The following is a 19,225-nucleotide window of genomic DNA, read 5'->3' on the forward strand; positions in this document are numbered from 1 at the left end:
TTTTTGACTGGTTGACCTTCAACCGTGACGTATTTGCTGCTCATAAAGCTAGTTTGGGCTTTATTTGGGCTTAATTTTTGTCTAAGTCCCGTTAATAAATAAATATTTATATTTTAAAATCACTAGTAATAACACGTAAGCTATAATCGAACAATTTATCAGACTATAATTTTATATAGATGAATAGTCATTTACTAAATGGACATTATCAAATACTAAAAGTTCTCAATGATGGGGAAAAAGAGAAAACCTATCTAGTTGAAGATGTTAATCTTAATGGTGAAGAATTTGTAGTAAAGCAGTTATCTCTTCCTAATAGCAATCCTCAAGCTTTAACAATCCTACGCCGCTTATTTACGAATAAGGCAGCAACTTTAGAAAAGCTAGGACAAGAACATGATAAAATTCAAAAGCTCATTGGTTCTTTTGAAGAAAATGAAGAATTTTATCTAGTCCAAGAATTCATACCTGGTAATTCTTTAACTGACGAAATTATCCAGGGACAACTTCTCAAGGAAGACCAAGTAATTAGTCTTTTGTCAGAGATATTAGAAACTTTGGTCGTTGTACATAGCTATGGCATAATTCATCGGAATATTACACCAGCAAATATTATTCGCCGGGAATCAGATAAAAAGTTAGTTTTGGTTAATTTGGGTACTTTTAATGAAGCGATCGATAATACTGTTGGCAATTCGGAGTATATGCCTATAGAGCAAATTAACGGCAACCTCAAATACAATAGTGATATATATGCTTTAGGTATCGTTGCGATCGCAGCCCTGAAAGGTTTACCTACAAAGGAAATATCTAATTTGCGAAGTCAGAAAAATAAGCTGACGGGTGAAATAGTTTGGCGCGATAAAAATCTCAAAGTTAACAGAAAATTAGCAAAAATTATTAATAAAATGGTGCGTTTTGATTATCGTAAGCGCTACCAGTATGCAACGGAAGTCTTAGACGACCTGAAAAAGTTAATAAATGTTGATGACGAGCGACAAAAACAGCATCAGAAAAAATTATTACTAGTTCTAGCAGGGATAGCTGGATGTATTACCCTTAGTGTTGCAGCATGGCAATTGAGATCGCCAAAACTTGTGAGTGATGCTCAAAAGACATTATACCAAGAGGGAGTAAATAAATATGAGTCAGGAAACTATGAAGGAGCAGTTGAAGATTTCAATCAAGCTATTAAATTAGATCCGCAAAACGCTTTGGCTTATAATCGGCGTGGTGATGCTTATTATCGATTAGGAGACTACGAGCAAGCACAAGCAGATTCTAGTCAAGCTATTGTACTTAATCCTCAAGATGCTAATGCCTATTTTGACCGAGGATTTGCTTTTTCGGCATTAGGCAAATACAAAGAAGCGATCGCAGATTATACTCAAGCAATTAAGTTAAATTCTAAAGACGCTTATGCTTACTATGGACGAGGATTAGCTCGCGTTCAATCGAAGGATAATAAAGGTGCAATTGAAGATTTTAGCAAAGCGATCGCTCTTAAACCTCAATATACCGAAGCTTACTTGCAACGAGGTATCTTTCGCCGTCGTCTCAAACAAAGACTTGAAGCAATCCAAGATTTTGATAAAGTAATTAAGATTAATCCTAGTGATGCCAAAGCTTATTATCAAAGAGGTTTAACTCAATCTATTAATAAACAAAAAGATGAAGCAATTAAAGATTATACAGATGCAATCAACATCAATCCCAAATACATAGAAGCTTATCTGAATCGTGGCGATCTTTACAGCGATTTGGGAAATCAAGTAGAAGCTACTGAAGATTACAATACTATTTTACAGATCGATCCTAAATTTATTGCAGCTTATATTCACAGAGGTATTCACCGCTTTTCTTTTGGAGATTATAAAGGCGCTATTGAAGATTACACCGCAGCACTAAAACTAGATACTAATAATGTAGCAGCTTACAACAACCGTGGTAACGCCTATCTCGAACTGGGAAATAAAAAAGCTGCAAATCAGGATTATTCACGAGCGATCGCAATTAATGCTAACAACGCCTTAGCCTATTATAACCGGGGCGTGATTCGCACCAAGCAGAAAAATAAACTGGGTGCGATCGCAGACTTCAAAAAAGCTGCAAAACTATTCCAACAGCAAGGGGAACAAGATAGTTATCAAGATGCACGGCGGGAAATTGCAATTCTGCAAAATAATTCAGCGCCAGCGCCAACTACACGCCCTAAATCTGGGAAAATAGAAAAAAATTGAGTTACCACTCAATATAGTGTTGGCTATCAACAGTCAAAACTCTTAGAGAGTGATTGTGCTATTTAAATGTGTTTTACTTTACAAATTTACGACTAGTACTTTATCAAACTAGTTTTGATGGTTCGTAGTAAGCACTTTAGTGCTTAGAAAATAAGGACTCAAGTCCTGATTAATTACCATGAGTCACAGTATTTTATTACGACTCAATTAGGATTGCTATATGCTAATTCTCCTGACTTTTTATCCAGATAACCTGGAAATATTTACCCATAGAGATGTCGATACAGTACTGAAAAGAATTGATGGTTCTCACAATATTTGGTTGCGTTGTATTCACTTCCGCGATCGCACTGGAACAGCCAGAATTATCAAGCACTTTGGACTCAATCCATCTCGTGTTAACATGATTTTCAACCATTCCCCTGTAGGAATTGATGAAGACGTAGAAGATTGTTTATTTGATAGCTATGAAATCCTAAGTTCTCAAATAAAAAATAATGAGTTTGAGGTTGTGCGTGGCAACATTGTGGTTGGAAATAATTTTATCATAACTTTTGAAATCACTGAACTCAAAATTTTAAGTATTTTAGCTAATAATCTCCAAAAACGAACTCTTGATATTCAAAAATTGGGAATTGACTATCTTTTTTATCTCATATTTAAAGATATTTTGAATAATTACGAAACTGTATTTACCTATATTTCGAGAAAACTTGATGATTTAGAAGATGAAGTTTTAGACAATTCTGGTGATGAATCAACGTACCAAAAAATTGCCACAATGAGGCAATCTACTCGTTCTGGACGCCGTAATTTTCAAAGCATCAAGTTACTTATGGCGATTATGGATAATGAAGATTTCCAATGGATCGGACAGCCAGTAAAAGAACTATTCAATCAAGAATTGGTTCATCACGTTGATAAACTCTGGCAAGAATATCAAGCTATAAGAGCTTGGATGTCAGAATTGATGGAAATTCAACGCGATAATATTGCTAGTAAAACAGGCGAACGAATTAATCGCTTGACTATCCTCTCGACAATATTTTTACCAATCACTTTTATGTCTGGTTTCTATGGTATGAACTTCAAATATATGCCGGAATTAGAACAACCTTGGGCTTACCCTGTAGTAATCTGTATGATGGCATTAATTGTAATTGGCAGTATTGTTTATGCTAAAAAACAACGTTGGTTGTAATATCTATAAAGTTACGAATAAAAAGATCCCCGACTTCTTCAAGAAGTCGGGGATCTGAGCCTGTCAGTGGAAAGCAAATCAAATAGGATTACTATTATATATATTTTCTGTAAGTAGACTGAATCAACCCTAAATCGGCAAACAAACGTGAATTTACCATTAATTATTCGTGCTGAAGAACATAACGAAAAAATAGCAATTGTGACAACAGACGGAGCGTTTACCTATCGGGATTTGCTACACACTTCCAGTCAAATAGCAACAAGTCTTCTTCAAAACACAGAAGATTTACAAGAGCAGCGAGTTGCCTTTCTCATTCCGCCTGGGTTTGAGTATGTAGCCACTCAATGGGGAATTTGGCGGGCTGGTGGCATAGCTGTACCTCTGTGTGTTTCCCATCCACGCCCAGAATTGGAGTATGTAATTACCAATTCTGGAGCATCGATTATTATTGCTCATCCTAATTTTGAGGATATACTGCGTAGTTTACCGCCGCAGGCATCGCTCGCCCAAGAACACAATTTACGATTTATCCTCACCTCAGAAACGCTCCCACATAATATTAGTCGCCTTCCAGAGATAGATATCACGAGACGCGCCTTAATTCTCTACACTAGCGGTACAACAGGTAAACCCAAGGGTGTAGTTACAACTCACCAAAATATTCAAGCGCAAGTAACTAGCTTAAACACCGCTTGGGAATGGACATCTAAAGATTGCATTTTACATATCCTGCCACTACATCATATTCATGGAATTATTAACGTACTGACTTGTGCTTTATGGGCTGGGGCAGAGTGCCATATCTTGAGCAAGTTTGATGCCGAAACCGTTTGGAAGCGAATTTGTGACGGTGACTTAACTTTATTTATGGCAGTACCAACAATTTATGTAAAGCTAATTGCGGCTTGGGAAACTGCCTCTAAGGAACGCCAAAAAATCATGTCAGAAGGCTGTACTAAGATGCGCCTGATGGTTTCTGGTTCGGCAGCATTACCAGTTCAAGTTTTAGAAAAGTGGCAAACTATCAGCGGCCATTTTCTGCTTGAGCGCTATGGCATGACTGAAATTGGCATGGCGTTATCAAACCCTTTACACGGTGAACGATTATCTGGATATGTGGGGAAGCCTCTGCCTCAAGTTGAAGTGAGATTAGTAGATGAGAACGGAGAGTTAGTTCCAGCCGGAACACCAGGAGAGATCCAAGTTAAAGGCCCTGGAGTGTTTTTAGAATATTGGCGAAACCCCGAAGCAACCGCCAAAGCCTTCCAAGATGGCTGGTTCCGTACTGGAGACACCGCCGTAATTGAGAATGACAACTACCGAATTCTGGGACGAATGAGTGTGGATATTATCAAAACCGGAGGGTATAAAGTTTCAGCTTTAGAAATTGAAGAAGTATTGCGATCGCATCCAGATATTCAGGAATGTGCAGTGGTTGGGGTTGCTGATTTAGAGTGGGGTGAACGGGTGTGTGCCGCGTTAGTATTGCAAAGCTCACAACCTTTTACATTACAAGCTTTCAGGAGTTGGGCAAAAGAACGATTGGCTGTTTATAAAGTGCCAACCCAAATTTTGATAGTTGAAGAATTACCGCGCAACGCGATGGGGAAAGTGACTAAACCGACAGTGGTTGAGCTATTTAAATAATAGCGATCGCTAACACCCAATTAGACGTGGAGTTTTAAAGCTTGTAATACCAATTCTGTATGAAGATGCGCTAAACCATGTTTAAGTACAAGAAAGGAAAACGAACCGCAAAGGACGCAAAGGACACAAAGTAAAGAAAGAAGTTAAAAGGGTTTGGCGCAGCCTCACAAAGAAATGGTATAAGTCTTTAAAATTAAGTGAACCGCCAGTAGCTAAGATTGTTCCGGAATGTAATCTTGTCGGTAGGTATTTAGTATCCAAGCCATCACATTAAAGGCAAAGTAATGCTTTAAAGTTGATAGTAGTGTCAGGAATTCATTCAATACGGTTTGTAGTTAGATGAAATTTATAACTAACGTCATGTTTTATCTATCTCTACCGAATATCGTTTTGCCAAAGATAGAAGCCAAAGACTTTATAGCGGCTACGTCCCTTTTAATTTCACTTTTTACTGCTTATTGGAATATTTGGCGTGGTGCAAAGTTCGTTAGTCCTCCACTAAGATGGATAACTTTTGGGCGTTTACCAAATCACACCTTACTTATCAATTTTCCGATTGCGATTATAAACATTGGTAGTAGAACTGGAGTTATTGATGCTTTTTACATTGAACTTACAAATCTTTCAACTCATAAAATTGAAAGGTTTTATGCTTGGAAACAAAGCATCCTTGTTGGTCAACCATTTAATTATAATCAGGTAGAAATACCTGAAATTATATCTCTCAAGCCTGGTGAAAGTGTTGTTAAGTACTACGTTTTTCATCCTGATACTTTAGATTTTATGTATGAGTGTGGACTCCACAAAATTTCTTTATATGCTTATGTTAATCCTTCTCAAAAACCTGTTAAACTCTACGAGCAAAAGCTAGACATTGATAGCGTTTTAAACCCAAGCTCATTGCCGAATGAAATATCTCTGTTGTTTAGTTATCATCTTATCCCTATCAAAATCCTGAAAGTATCGAATTACGGAGTTGAACCATCGGTGACATCTATGATACAGATAGTAAGGGGGTAGTCATGCGTGGTCAAAGACTACGTTGAGCTAGATGCTTGTTAGGCTTATAAATCTGAATAACTGTACAAAAAATTTTTTTGCTCTCTCTGAAGGGAAAGATTATAAAAACTATTCTCTCGGAAGGAAGCTGAACAGCATTAGTTCGCCTAAAGCCTGTGTTTAGGCAGTTTTACGGGTGTTTACACCCAGCGTTCTTACTTTTTTCTTTCCTATATTTTTATCAAGCCTTAGAATCTGAACAATGAGGTTAAATCGACCTATGAGTGACTTAGTTTTTCTACCCGCTCATCAACTTGCTCAGATGATTCGCGATCGCCAAGTCTCTGCTGTCGAAGTATTCGATGCTTACTTGGCGCAGATTTCTAAACACAACTCAAAGCTGAATGCAATTTGCACCTTAGACGAAGACAATGCTCGTACCAGAGCAAAGCTTGCAGATGAAGCTATAGCTAGAGGAGAACACTGGGGCGCTCTGCACGGTGTCCCGATCGCAATCAAAGATATCTTTGAAACAGTAGGACTACGTACCACAGCAGGTTACATTCCTCTCAAGGACTACATTCCTCAACAGGATGCCACCGTTGTCGCAAGGTTGCGAGCAGCAGGAGCCGTTATCTTCGGAAAAACGAACATGGCAGAACTGGCTGGTGATTATCAAAGTACAAATTCTCTGTTTCCACGGGTAAATAATCCCTGGAATCTTGACTATACAGCAGGTGGCAGTTCTGGAGGTAGTGCTGCTGCTGTTGCAGCCGGACTTTCACCATTAGATATAGGTAACGATCTTGCTGGTTCTGTGCGCCAGCCTGCAACTTTCTGCGGCGTGTATGGTTTAAAGCCAACAGATCGCCGTATTTCCACCGCCGGAAGTATCCCTGAAGTACCGGGAATGCCGCTATGCTTGCGACAAATGTTGACTATTGGCTGTTTTGCGCGATCGCTCGAAGATATTCGCCTTTGTTTCTCACTCATCGCTGGTGCGGATTTGCGTCGCCCAGATGTGCCACCAATTCCCCTTGATACTCCATCAGGCAAGTCTTTGCAGGATCTTAAAATTGCTTGGATTGATGAATGGGTGGAGGTTCCCGTTGCTGCGGAAATTCGAGGCGCAATACAAACAGTCGTGCAAAAACTCGCTCAAGCAGGTACTTATGTTGAACGCTGGCTTCCCAAAGACTTTAATTTATCGACAGTGTGGAACCTCTGCGGGCGAATGGAAGCATATATTAACAACTACGCCCAACCCAAGGATCGCTATAATGTGCTACGCAGCTTAGAGTTACTCTTTCGCACGGCAACTCAAGGCGATAAAAAACTCCGAAAATTGGGGAATTTCAGCAGCTTTCTGCCAGAAATTTTGAATCCCAGCTTAAAAGGATATTTCGAGACACTCACCGAGCGCGATCGCTTCATTTCCCAAATGGATGAAGCTTTAGAAGCGTGGGATGTATGGCTCACTCCTGTAACAGCAACCCCTGCATTTACCCATTGTCCGGCTTGGAGCGCCATTGATATTGAGGGCAAATCCTATCCTTATGCGGTGGCAAACGGTGCTTACACTATGCCATTTAATCTCAGTGGTCATCCTGCGGTGGTGATTCCTATAGGGCAAACTCATAATGGCTTACCGATTGGAATACAAATTATTGGCAAGCGATGGCGCGAGATGGAATTGCTAGCGATCGCTCAAGAACTTGATAAAGTGGTTGGTGATTTCCGCCATCCATTAGGCTATTGAGGAATGGCAGCAATTAAACTTCATCGTTATAACCCAATACAGTTCAGTTAAGCAATTTTTTCCTTCTCTTTCTTCTCTCTGCGTCCTCTGCGCCTTGGCGGTTCGTTAAAAAATAGACTTGGATAACAGAGTTTTAGCCTTAACTGAACCGTATTGGCTGAAATAGCAAATGAGTTCGCCGAAATAGCAAATGCGAACGCCGAAATAACAAATGCGAACGCCGAAATAGCAAATGCGAACGCCGAAATAGCAAATGCGAACGCCGAAATAACAAATGAGTTTGCCGAAATAACAAATGAGTTCGCCAAAATAGCAAATGCGTTGGCGTAGCCCGCCGCAGGCATCGCCTCTACCCAGTTTCTCACCCCTTCGGTATTTTGGGCGGACACCAAAAAAGGTTTTTGCTAGATACCCCAAGGGATTCCAGAATTCCTCGCATCACCTCTGTGCAGTACATCCAGTGCCCCAAATCGTCATACATGCGATCGGGATTAAACTCGACATTGTAATGCAGCACATTGGGAAGGTCTAAAAACTCATCACTGCTTTCAGGAGAAAGAAGCAACAAATGAAATGGCTTCCCCTGGCATTGTTTTTCTAGCTTCTTGACCAGATCAATTACACCACCGCGATCGCTAATTCCTGTGCGAACAAAAAGCACTTTGTCGCAATGCCGCAGTGCATACCAAAACCTTTCAGAGCGTGCTGTGTAGCGAACGCGCATCCGTTCATGGACGGGAAACATATCGTTCGCTGGGTCGTCTGTCTCCTCGACTTCATGGGCAAAGGATAAACCCGACCACTTACTATGGTAAATTCTCTCTTCATCGGGGCTGTAGTGTAGAAAGGCAGGATTCCACATATCATCAAAACCGTGTTCGATCGCATCCGCAACATCTGCAATATTAGTGGTGCGCGTTAGATCGAAGGGAAAGGCGGGGCCATCATATTCCATTTTATACAATATCATACGGATGGCACAGCGATCGCCAAGGGGAAGAATCGCTACACGGCTGATATCCGATAACTCACATTTATATTGGAACAACACCGCAGACTTAGGTGGTGCTTTCACCCGGCTTTCTAACCCATCTTTACCAATCATCATCGTGCGAAAGGGGACATCGGGATAAAGCGGATCTTCATAAACACCCGATGGCATGGCTTTAAGTGCGTTACAAACTTCCGTCCACATCGGCTGGATGTTGTACTCGCTGTCTGATTCGTTGATTATCCAGAGGTGGCGTTCATCCGCTTGCAAAATCCCCAAATGCCCGTCATAGAATAAAACGTTGTTCGGCGAAAAAAGATTGAAGGCGGCGCTATATTCTAAATCGGTATTTGGGGGGATGTTTATTGTAGTTGCGATCGCGCCATCCTCTACAGCCAAGAAAGGGAGCGTCCCCGGCTTGACAGACTTCGCAATGTAAATACCCGGTATCAATCCAGCCTTACTTTGCAGTGCGGTTTGTAGTTCTTGCCAATAGGGAGCGATCGTGTAGCTGTATTCCGATGAATTAACGATCCGTAAACGCTTCTCTTCCATACACACAGAGACATGAAAGCCCCCATTATCAAAGTAGATGGGGAATTCATTCGGTTGCCGGAAGCGTTGTTTTTCTTTTGCTAATGCGTCTTTGTTGATATCGAATAAATGGTGGTCGATCTGCTGATACATAAGGCTATGACCAACTGTATTCGGGTGAGCCGGATCGAAGGATGTCCCCGCTTTCCATCGTCCTTGTCCATCATCTACAGCTGCCAACCAATCCAATACAGTCACGCCCCAACTGAGCATTCGTTTGTGTGTGTCTCGGATCAGCGAGTAATGTTCCAGGGAATAATCACCGTTGGGATAGACTCCGCCTAAAATCGGGATTGCTCCGATGTCGCGCGTCATTTTCACAAGCTGCTGCAAGCCACTTTCAAACCGCCGTTGTACCGCCCGCCGTTCGTGAAGGGGACAGTAGGCTAACCCTTCGTTACCCAGAGATAGGGCAATGATGACGATATCCGGTTTTTCTGGGGTGACAAACCAGGGGAATCTAGCGATCGTTCTGCTGACATTCGCTCCCACCTCCGATACATTCACGAGTTTATGACCATATTTTTGCTGTAAAGCCTGTGCCAACAGCCAGACCCAACCTTTCAAAAACCAAGCTTTATGACCTAATGCGACGGAACTACCAATGACTACGATTTTTAAACCTTCAGACTCTTCATCAAGGGGTCTTTTAACAGCAGGCTTCTCAATGTATCCAAAAGGGTAAGGTTGTAAATAACTGAATGCGCCATCATCCACAATAATTTTGCTGGCATCATCGTTAGAGTCAATTTGAATCCAGCGGTTTGTATCTAGTAAGCTCTCCCATGTTGCGTTGCCGTTTGCATCCAGACGCACATACTTGTATTCAACTCTCTGTCCATCGCCTGACTCTTGAATGTCAATATTTGTCCACCATAAAGGATAGCGATCGCTACTTGTGCGCAGATGAACACATTTACTAATATCCCACAATCCCAACTCTGGAGTAGAACCCACCAGACCAATGGATTCGCCCGTTTGAGTGTATGCACTGATCTGGAATATATACATAGAGTTTATCCTGATTTAGTGAGGATTATACCAAACGGTCAGCTGAATCCTTAAATCTGTTTTGAGAATATCACATAGAACTCTTAAGAATCCGGTATTAATCTTCTTAAGTATACTGAAGCTCTGATTTATATCGCTGAAAGCTACAGCAAGCTTTTCAAAAATTAAATTGGATTTTTATAGAAGATTTAATCCTAATTAAATAGAATATATTGTATGAAAAGTTTTAGTACAACTAAGAACAAATCAAAACAAGGATAAGATTAAGTTAAATTTTTCCTTCAATAGCACTAAAATACGCAATCAACTAGTATCAAATACTATTTAATTACAGTTAACCAACACTGAGATACGATTAATGTGATGGCGAGCAGATGTATGTAGCGCTCTTTTATTACTCTCGTGAGATTAAATTTGAAACACTATTTTGGCGTTAGTCTGCGCAGGCGGACTTTGTTTGTGTAGCGGCGATTTCTAATCGCTTGGATTATTCTCTTTCCAGAGTCATAGAAGAGCGGTAGTTACCAGTTATATCAAGTTTTATTTCTGCAAGCTGCACACTCATGACCATAAGTCACGAGTTAAACGCTTATCATCCATCGTTTCAGAAGAGTTTAAATGCCTATCTCACAACCATTTTTGTTACTAGTCAACTAGGATGTGCCTGAACATGAGCATCAGAAAAACATAAATAAATATGAATATCTTAATAGCTATATATGAATGAATAGTTAAATAATCTTAGGAGAAATAAAAATAGCTGGGATTTGCATCGGCAGTTGTATTTGCCAGATAGTAGTGATGCAGATCCTTTCTAAACCTAGAATAACAATTTTTTAGCTGGTCGTGGTAGGCATCGTGAGTCGGTGACTGCCAAGAAACCTTGCGCTTGAATATGAAGGAAGCAACAATGAGTAGCAATCTAGCCATCCAACTCCGCTCTGGAACTCAACAAGCCCACACATCAGCGGAAAATGTGGCATTCATGAAATGTTTTTTGCAAGGAGTTGTAGATAAAGACTGCTTCGCTAAATTCTTAAGCAACTTGTATTACGTCTACAGCGAACTAGAAGCGGCATTAGAGAGCCATGTAGAGCATCCTGTGATTAGTGCAGTTTACTTTCCTGAACTTAATCGCCAATCCTCACTCGAAAAAGACATGGTGTTCTATTATGGGGATAATTGGAGAGAGCAAGTTACAGCCTCACCTGCTGCCCAGAGCTACATTGAGCGCATTCGGGAAATTTCTGCTAGTGAACCAGCCTTATTGCTAGGTCATGCCTACACTCGCTACATGGGCGATCTTTCTGGGGGTCAAATGCTACAAAAAGTTGCTCAGTCAGCCCTAAAGCTTTCTGGCTATGAAGGCACATCCTTTTATAACTTTGAGCAAATTCCTGACAAAAAGGCATTTAAGGATAAGTATCGTCAGGCATTAAATGCATTGCCCGTTGATGATATAACAGCAGAACGGATTGTTGCAGAAGCTAATAATGCTTTTGGGTTCAATTTAAAGATGGCTCAAGAGTTAGAGGGAAGTTTAATTAAAGCACTCGGTCAAGTTCTCTTTAATAGCCTCACTCGTTCTCAGAATTCAGGTAGCACTGAAGTAGCTGCGGCTAATTAATTTTGTCATTTGTCATTTGTCATTTATCACTTGTACTGAGCGCAGCCTCTCGTAGAGAAGTATTGGTCATTTGTCATTTCCCACCCCCCACAGACGCGATTAATCGCGTCTCTACCTACTCCCTTCATTCATTGGAAAGCAACTCAATGGTTTTTCTATTACCTGGTGTCAAGTTTGATCTGGATCTGATTCAAAAGTACGACACTCGCGCACCTAGATATACCAGTTACCCGCCCGCTACAGAGTTAAGCGAAACATTCACTGAAACTGATTTTAAGTCCGCGATCGATGCCTCGAATCAACGCAAAACCCCTCTTTCTTTGTATTTCCATATCCCTTTTTGCCAAAGCGCTTGCTATTTCTGCGGCTGTAATACAGTAATTTCCAACAACAAGAATATTGCTAAACCTTACGTAGAGTCTTTGGTTCAAGATATTAAAAACACCGCAGCTTTAATCGATTCAGATAGAAAAGTGCTGCAAATCCACTGGGGAGGTGGTACTCCTAATTATTTGGAGCGTCACCAAATAGAATTTTTATGGAAAAATATCAATCGTTATTTTAACATCGATCCCCAAGCAGAAATCTCAATTGAGATTAATCCCCGCTATATCGATAAAAACTACATTTTCTTTCTGAGAAAGATTGGATTTAACCGCATTAGTTTTGGCATCCAGGATTTTAATCGTCAAGTTCAAGTAGCTGTCAATCGTGTCCAGCCTGAAGAAATGCTCTTTGATGTCATGAGTTGGATCAAAGAAGCTAAGTTTGAAAGTGTGAATGTAGACCTAATTTATGGTTTACCTTATCAAACACGTGAGACATTTCAAGAGACGCTGAAAAAGACGATTGAGTTAGATCCTGACCGAATTGTTGTCTTTAACTTTGCTTATGTGCCGTGGCTCAAACCGACGCAAAAAAATATTCCTCAAGAGGCGCTACCCCCAGCCGAGGAAAAGTTAGAGATTCTGAAAATGACTATTGAAGAATTGACGAATAACCAATATCTATTTATTGGGATGGATCATTTTGCTAAAACTAATGATGAACTAGCGATCGCTCAACGTAATGGTACTCTCAAACGCAATTTTCAGGGCTATACTACCCACTCCGAGACAGAATTATTTGGTTTTGGTGCCACATCCATCAGTATGTTAGAAGATGCTTATGCTCAAAACCACAAGGAGTTGAAGGATTATTATCAGACACTGGCAGCAGGTAGTTTACCTGTTAGTAAAGGTATCAAACTCACTCAGAATGATATTATTCGACGGGATGTGATTATGGGTATTATGTCTCATTTTCAGCTTCATAAGCAAGATATTGAAAACAAATATCATATCAGCTTTGACGAATATTTTTCTGAGGAACTAGAGGCGTTAAAACCACTAGAAGCTGATGGTCTAGTCAGTTTATCAAAAAATCAGATTCAGATTACCGACATCGGTAGATTACTAGTAAGAAATATTGCCGTCATATTTGATACTCATACAAGAACGCGAGAGACAAAGTTCTCCCGCGCTATTTGATATCGCTTCTGCAAATCTTTACCACATATTATCCCCTCAATCTAATTTAAAAATAAAAGTGGAGGGGATATTATTAAGACTATATAAAATATTTTTAATACATCCCCAAAAAGTTAGATACAAACTTTATGCCTTAGGGTAGAGATAAAATAGAATATATTGACTAATGAATTAACATTTAGTTTTGCAGACAAAAATTATGTCTGTGACTATATATTTTAATGAATTATAACTTAATATACCAAAACTTTTGTTTGGTATTAAGATTTAAAATATGCCAATTATCATTCAATCTATACAATCTGGATATAAATTATTTTGTATAACTTTTGGATTTAGCATTTACCCCATCTGGTAGAAAGAATTTGGAATTAGAGTTGATAACTTAGATATTAAGTGAGTGAGATTGTTGAGGCGGTTATGAGTATTATTGCTTGGATAGTTTTAGGACTTTTGGCAGGTGCGATGCCTACGGCGGGCTTACGCCTACGCTAAAGCTATTTATCCTGGTTCTCAAGGCGGCGGAATTCTCTCCACAATGATTTTGGGTATCATTGGTGCTTTCGTCGGTGGAACTTTGTTTACCTTGTTAAGAACAGGAACTCTGCAAATTACTGCGGCTGGCGCTGGTTTAACTCTTCCTGGAATTTTAGTGGCTGTGCTTGGTGCAATTGTTGCTATTTATCTGTGGGGATTAATCAGAAGAAGCAGCAATGTATAACCGCTGATTGGTAGTTATCAACCCTGAGATAAGTACTGTATTTTATTCAGTCTTCTAGTTCACCAGTTTAAGAAGCTATAAAACATCAAATTAGCTCTATCTGGAAAAAAACTGAAAGATAAGTTGATTCGTTCCGTAATACCAAATTTTGGGAAGTGTAAATCTATGTTTTTTCACAAAAAAGAGCCTATTCATGCAGTTAACGTTAGCGAACCAAACCCACGTTTTGCTCAGTTGCTTTTAGAGCAGTTTGGCGGAGCTACTGGAGAACTTAGTGCAGCGCTTCAATATTGGGTTCAATCATTCCATGTCGAAAATGCTGGCATTAAAGATATGCTCCAAGACATTGCGATTGAGGAATTCAGCCATCTAGAAATGGTTGGTAAACTCATTGAGGCTCATACTAAAAATGTAGATCAAACAGAGGCTTACAAGAGTACTCTTTTTGCAGTTCGAGGAATTGGGCCTCATTTTCTAGATAGCCAAGGTAATGCCTGGACTGCAAATTACTTGAATGAGGGTGGAGATGTAGTACGTGATTTAAGAGCTAACGTTGCAGCCGAAGCTGGCGCTCGTCAGACTTATGAAGAGTTGATTAAGTTGGCAACCGACAAAGGAACCCAAGAGACTTTAGTCCATCTGTTAACACGAGAAATTTCTCATACTCAGATGTTTATGAAAGCTCTAGATTCGCTAGGTAAGTTGACAGATCCATTCTTTGGCAATATTAAGCCAGATGAAACTGTTGCTCTCTACTACAACCTATCTACAAACGGAGATGGTAAGGATGAGCGTGGCCCTTGGAATTCTGAGCCAACATTCAAATACGTTGCTAATCCGCTAGAAAGCCACTCTTAATTGCATAGCTTGCAGTCATAATATAGGTTGGTTTTGAGCAAAGAGGTTTTTGGCAGATTCTGAACAACTCCCAATAATCTGGTAGGCAAATACCTACCTTCTTTGAAAAACGTTGGGCTGTTGAGCTACATTTAGCGATCAAAAAAAATCCCGACTTTTCTAAAAAGTCGGGATTTTTATTTACAGCAGTTTTCATGTATTTGAACCGCACCTGTCGTCGGGGCACAAGAACTTGCGCCCCTACTTCAATTTCTACCGCGATATTTCTGACTTCAGAAATTAATTCAACTCAAAATCAAAACTCAGAATCAGGAGATTCACTTGTGATTGTCAACGCTACGCCAAATGGTTGGGAAGTCATTTATCATCGTGCCCATGCTTTATTAGCAGCTGAACTAGCGGGACAATGGCGACGTAAAGATGCGCCAGTAAGGTTATATGAAACAATAGCTGCAATTTCTCATCACGACGATCTAGAAAAAGAGTGGGAAGAAGATATTCTAACTGAAGCGGGTGCGCCAAAGGACTTCATGCTCTCCACAAATGCCGATTTAGATGCAGGTGTTGATAAATTGGCTAATTTGGCAAAGAATGCCCTTTATCGTGGACGATGGGTAGCTCTATTAATTTCTATGCACATCAGCCGTTTAAATGAGTCAAGCCGGGGTAAGTCTTCAAAATTAGACAAACTTTTAGACGAGCAACTTCAAAATCAGCAACGTTGGCGCAAAGAATTGAGCATTAAAAAGGAGGAAGTTGATGCAGCCTATGCATTTATGCAATGGTGCGATCGCCTTTCGCTTATTCTCTGTCAGCAAGAACTACCTGACGATGAGCGGTTTTTAGAAATTAGCAAGGGCCCTGAAGGCGAGCGCTATGACATCATGCAGCGCAGTGATAACTTGGTTGTTGTTAAACCCTGGCCCTTCCAAGACAATAAATTCACGGTCAATGTCGAAGCCTGCGACCTCTCCCAGGTGAAATTTCAGACCAGCACCGAATTAACTCAAGCACTACAAGAAGCGCCGATTAAGGTACTAGAGTGGACATTCATTAAGAGTTAGATGCGTAAAGCTTACAGCTATTTTGCTGAAAATAGCTGTAAAAAACTAGGTTATGCGATCGCACTCTTCTATCAAATCCCTACTTATTCTTATAATGGCGATCTGAGTAACGACTGCTGATGAGATACCAGAAGTAGCGATCGCATTTAGTGCTAAAGGCGTGAGATCGGTTTTAATTATTTTAACTTTTATCTAAAGATGTAGTTTTAAGACAGATTGTTATTACTTATGATAGTTCCTTTAAATCATTCCAATCAGTGAAAGTAAATATACTTAATAACTGAGGTTCAAAGCATGGACTCAACAGGTAAGGTTCTAACTGTGGACTCGTCCTGGTCTCTTCCACTGCCGTTGAAAGAGTATGCAATGAGCCGAGTAACTGTCTACTTTTATAGCGACAGATGGGTTCCAATTAAATATTGTTCTTTGGAAAAGGCAATTTTGCTTCACCAAAAGGCAAGTTTAGAAGGCAAGGAGATTTTGTTATTTCCTGCTAATATAGACCCTAATCAATTCTCAAACTCTTTTAACTAAAATGCATTGAGGTAGACTATTTTTCCAGAAAATCGTCAACAAATAAATTGGCTCTTGAGGCGTACATATATATATATGTACGCCTCTAATTGTAAATTAGGTTATAAATGTGTGCCAACTTGAAAGCTAAAGGTGTGGCGATCGCCATAATATACAACTGTATCAGGCGATCTAAAGGCTGTGTTTACATATATCTCGTCAAAGATATTACTGCTTAGTGCTACGATTGCTAAGTCCAAATATATACACGATAAAAGTTGTTTGAGCTACTAAGATTCCGAGCGCTGTCCCTCCAAGTGCTACCCTAGCTTGAAAACTTCCAAGCTCATCAAGCTTTCGGTTTTCAATACTTACTCTAGGTTGTAGATTGAGTTGCCATCTTGCTGCTTCTGAGTTGACGAGTAAACTCAGAGGTAGACTTAGAATATAGCCCATAATCGTAAATCCTAAAGCTGTAGAAATAGTCAGCTTCAAGTTTTGAAATAGTAATGAGCGCATGGAACAAAAAATTAGCTAACTTTAAAAGTTTTACAACTATTTGGATAGTTAGAAATATACCCAAAGGTTCGCATTTAGTATTTTGAAAGTTACATACAGAGTAGGAATCGCTATGCACGCCGATCCAGATATTCAGTAGTAAAGATTTGGATTGCTTCTAATCTCAAACCAACCCAGAACGCAGTGCCACAACTGCTGCTTGCACGCGATCGTCCACTGCTAATTTATTCATAATTCCTCGAACATGAGTTTTGATGGTATTGGGACTGAGATAGAGTTTTTCGGCAATTTCGGGATTACTCAACCCGTCTACCATCAGCTTTAACACTTCTAACTCCCGCCCAGATAAGTTGGCGGTGTTAGTGGTGGGTGAAGGCGGTTTGAGATTATCAATTACTCGCCGCGCAATTTGGGGATCGAGATAGGCTGCACCATCAACTGCGGCTGCGATCGCACTTAACAATCTTTCCACACTTGCACCTTTGATACAATACGCATCTGCACCGCTAGACAGTGCCGCAATAATTTCTGTCTCCGTTTGATGAGATGTCAGCATCACCACATGAGTTGCTGGCAACGCCGCCTTAATTTGCTGTGTTGCGGCAATACCATCCAATCGCGGCAACCCAATATCCATAACCACCAAATCAGGTTTCAGTTGCAGTGCAGCTTGAACTCCCAAATAACCATCTTCTGCTTGTCCAACAATCTCCAACTGAGGATGAGCCATCAACGATTGCTCTAAGCCCAGTTGCATCATCGGATCGTCTTCGACAATTAACACGCGCAAAGGCGGAGCATTGACGGGTAAATTTAACGGATAGTGAGTATCTAAAGACATTTTTATTAGTTAAGAGTCATTTGTAATTTGTCCTTTGTCATTTGTCCTTTGTCTTTTGCTTACCAATGACTAATGACTAATGACAAATGACCAATTATTATTCTTCCACGCGATAGCCTAACTCTGCTAAACTAATCCGCGACTGTCGCCATTTTGGCTGGACTTTCACAAACAATTCGAGATAAACTTTGCCAGCGATTAATTTTTGGATTTGTTCGCGAGCTTCACTACCAATTGCTTTGAGCATTGCTCCACCTTTGCCGATGAGTATGCCTTTTTGGGAATCACGCTCGACATTGATGGTAGCAAGTACACGGGTAATGCTGGGAGTTTCTTCTACTAGGTCAATGGCGATCGCTACTGAATGGGGTACTTCTTCACGAGTCAATAATAAAATTTGTTCTCGGATTAATTCACCCATAATAAAGCGTTCTGGCTGGTCAGTTACCAAGTCTGGAGGATAATATAATGGCCCAATTTCTAAATGTTCAATTAATAATTCTTGAAGTTGCGGTAATCCTGTACTAGTCTTGGCAGAAAATTTCACAATTTTCCATTCATGAGACTGGGCCATCTGAGCGTAGCTATCATCTAGAAACTGCGATTCAGCAGGTTGTTGGTCGGTTTTGTTCGCGCCCAAAATCACTGGTGTTTTACTGCGACTGAGCAATTCAGCAATGTAGCGATCGCCCGATCCACAAGCCACAGATCCATCTACCACAAATAACACAACATCTACCGATTCAATGGCAATTTTGGCATTTTGCACCAATACTTCGCCCAATTGATGATGGGGCTTATGAATTCCTGGCGTATCTACAAATATTAACTGCGCTTCTGGTGTAGTTAGTACACCGCGCAAACGGTTACGTGTAGTTTGTGCTACTGGTGATGTAATGGCAATTTTTTGTCCTACTAACTGATTCATTAAAGTAGATTTACCGACATTTGGACGACCAACAATGCCGATAAAACCTGATTTAAACTCAGGAGGAGCCTGGGGAATTGCTACTTCTCCTGAATAAGAGAAGTTGTAATTTTCAATACTAGTCACCTTTGGCTCCACCCTCATATTTTATAGCTGGGATAACTTGGTTTGTTCTTAGAC

The 19,225-nt window shown here is 40.2% G+C and carries 14 protein-coding genes and 1 pseudogene; 10 read left to right on the forward strand and 5 right to left on the reverse strand.

Annotation, left to right across the window (positions count from 1 at the left end; translation table 11 throughout):
* The first annotated feature begins 179 nt into the window (after nucleotides 1-179).
* The 5 genes from V7K53_RS02820 (at nucleotide 180) to V7K53_RS02840 (ending at nucleotide 7,849) form a co-directional block, all read left to right on the forward strand.
* Complete coding sequence (locus V7K53_RS02820; protein ID WP_335196145.1) at nucleotides 180-2,240, forward strand: tetratricopeptide repeat protein; 2,061 nt, start codon at nucleotides 180-182, stop codon at nucleotides 2,238-2,240.
* 220 nt (nucleotides 2,241-2,460) lie between these two features.
* Nucleotides 2,461-3,441, forward strand: a complete 981-nt coding sequence (locus V7K53_RS02825) for a magnesium transporter CorA family protein (RefSeq protein ID WP_335196146.1) — start codon at nucleotides 2,461-2,463, stop codon at nucleotides 3,439-3,441.
* A gap of 147 nt (nucleotides 3,442-3,588) precedes the next feature.
* Nucleotides 3,589-5,091: an acyl-CoA synthetase gene (locus tag V7K53_RS02830; RefSeq protein WP_335196147.1), complete on the forward strand. Its 1,503-nt coding sequence runs from the start codon at nucleotides 3,589-3,591 to the stop codon at nucleotides 5,089-5,091.
* Nucleotides 5,092-5,430: 339 nt separating this feature from the next.
* Entirely contained in the window at nucleotides 5,431-6,111 is a 681-nt protein-coding gene (locus V7K53_RS02835) for a hypothetical protein (protein ID WP_335191737.1), read from the forward strand.
* 259 nt (nucleotides 6,112-6,370) lie between these two features.
* Complete coding sequence (locus V7K53_RS02840) at nucleotides 6,371-7,849, forward strand: amidase (RefSeq protein WP_335191740.1); 1,479 nt, start codon at nucleotides 6,371-6,373, stop codon at nucleotides 7,847-7,849.
* A gap of 47 nt (nucleotides 7,850-7,896) precedes the next feature.
* Here V7K53_RS02840 and V7K53_RS02845 read toward each other — a convergent pair whose 3' ends face one another.
* The gene (locus V7K53_RS02845; protein WP_335196188.1) at nucleotides 7,897-8,241 is read right to left on the reverse strand and encodes a hypothetical protein; all 345 of its coding nucleotides are present in this window, start codon (nucleotides 8,239-8,241) and stop codon (nucleotides 7,897-7,899) included.
* Complete coding sequence (locus tag V7K53_RS02850) at nucleotides 8,211-10,445, reverse strand: DUF1796 family putative cysteine peptidase (protein WP_335196148.1); 2,235 nt, start codon at nucleotides 10,443-10,445, stop codon at nucleotides 8,211-8,213. Before V7K53_RS02850 ends, V7K53_RS02845 begins: the two co-directional genes overlap by 31 nt.
* Nucleotides 10,446-11,355: 910 nt before the next feature.
* Between V7K53_RS02850 and V7K53_RS02855 the strand changes: the two genes are divergently transcribed.
* The 5 genes and pseudogenes from V7K53_RS02855 (at nucleotide 11,356) to V7K53_RS02875 (ending at nucleotide 16,244) form a co-directional block, all read left to right on the forward strand.
* Nucleotides 11,356-12,072, forward strand: coding sequence for a biliverdin-producing heme oxygenase (locus V7K53_RS02855; protein ID WP_335196149.1), 717 nt, complete (start codon nucleotides 11,356-11,358; stop codon nucleotides 12,070-12,072).
* 146 nt (nucleotides 12,073-12,218) lie between these two features.
* Nucleotides 12,219-13,601, forward strand: a complete 1,383-nt coding sequence (gene hemN, locus V7K53_RS02860; RefSeq protein ID WP_335196151.1) for an oxygen-independent coproporphyrinogen III oxidase — start codon at nucleotides 12,219-12,221, stop codon at nucleotides 13,599-13,601.
* Nucleotides 13,602-14,021: 420 nt separating this feature from the next.
* Nucleotides 14,022-14,322, forward strand: a pseudogene (locus tag V7K53_RS02865) (GlsB/YeaQ/YmgE family stress response membrane protein).
* Nucleotides 14,323-14,487: 165 nt separating this feature from the next.
* Nucleotides 14,488-15,180 carry a manganese catalase family protein gene (locus V7K53_RS02870; protein WP_334704370.1) on the forward strand — a complete coding sequence of 231 codons (693 nt, stop codon included), beginning with the start codon at nucleotides 14,488-14,490 and terminating at the stop codon, nucleotides 15,178-15,180.
* Between the two features lie 323 nt (nucleotides 15,181-15,503).
* Entirely contained in the window at nucleotides 15,504-16,244 is a 741-nt protein-coding gene (locus tag V7K53_RS02875) for a DUF3891 family protein (protein WP_335196185.1), read from the forward strand.
* Nucleotides 16,245-16,985: 741 nt separating this feature from the next.
* Here V7K53_RS02875 and V7K53_RS02880 read toward each other — a convergent pair.
* The 3 genes from V7K53_RS02880 to era all read right to left on the reverse strand — a co-directional run bounded on the left by V7K53_RS02880 (nucleotide 16,986) and on the right by era (nucleotide 19,189).
* Nucleotides 16,986-17,276: a hypothetical protein gene (locus tag V7K53_RS02880; RefSeq protein WP_335196152.1), complete on the reverse strand. Its 291-nt coding sequence runs from the start codon at nucleotides 17,274-17,276 to the stop codon at nucleotides 16,986-16,988.
* A gap of 163 nt (nucleotides 17,277-17,439) precedes the next feature.
* Nucleotides 17,440-18,117: a response regulator transcription factor gene (locus V7K53_RS02885; RefSeq protein ID WP_334872710.1), complete on the reverse strand. Its 678-nt coding sequence runs from the start codon at nucleotides 18,115-18,117 to the stop codon at nucleotides 17,440-17,442.
* A gap of 97 nt (nucleotides 18,118-18,214) precedes the next feature.
* Complete coding sequence (gene era / locus V7K53_RS02890; protein WP_335009870.1) at nucleotides 18,215-19,189, reverse strand: GTPase Era; 975 nt, start codon at nucleotides 19,187-19,189, stop codon at nucleotides 18,215-18,217.
* Between the last annotated feature and the right edge of the window lie 36 nt (nucleotides 19,190-19,225).

Source organism: Nostoc sp. (assembly GCF_036917355.1).
Lineage (GTDB): Bacteria > Cyanobacteriota > Cyanobacteriia > Cyanobacteriales > Nostocaceae > Nostoc.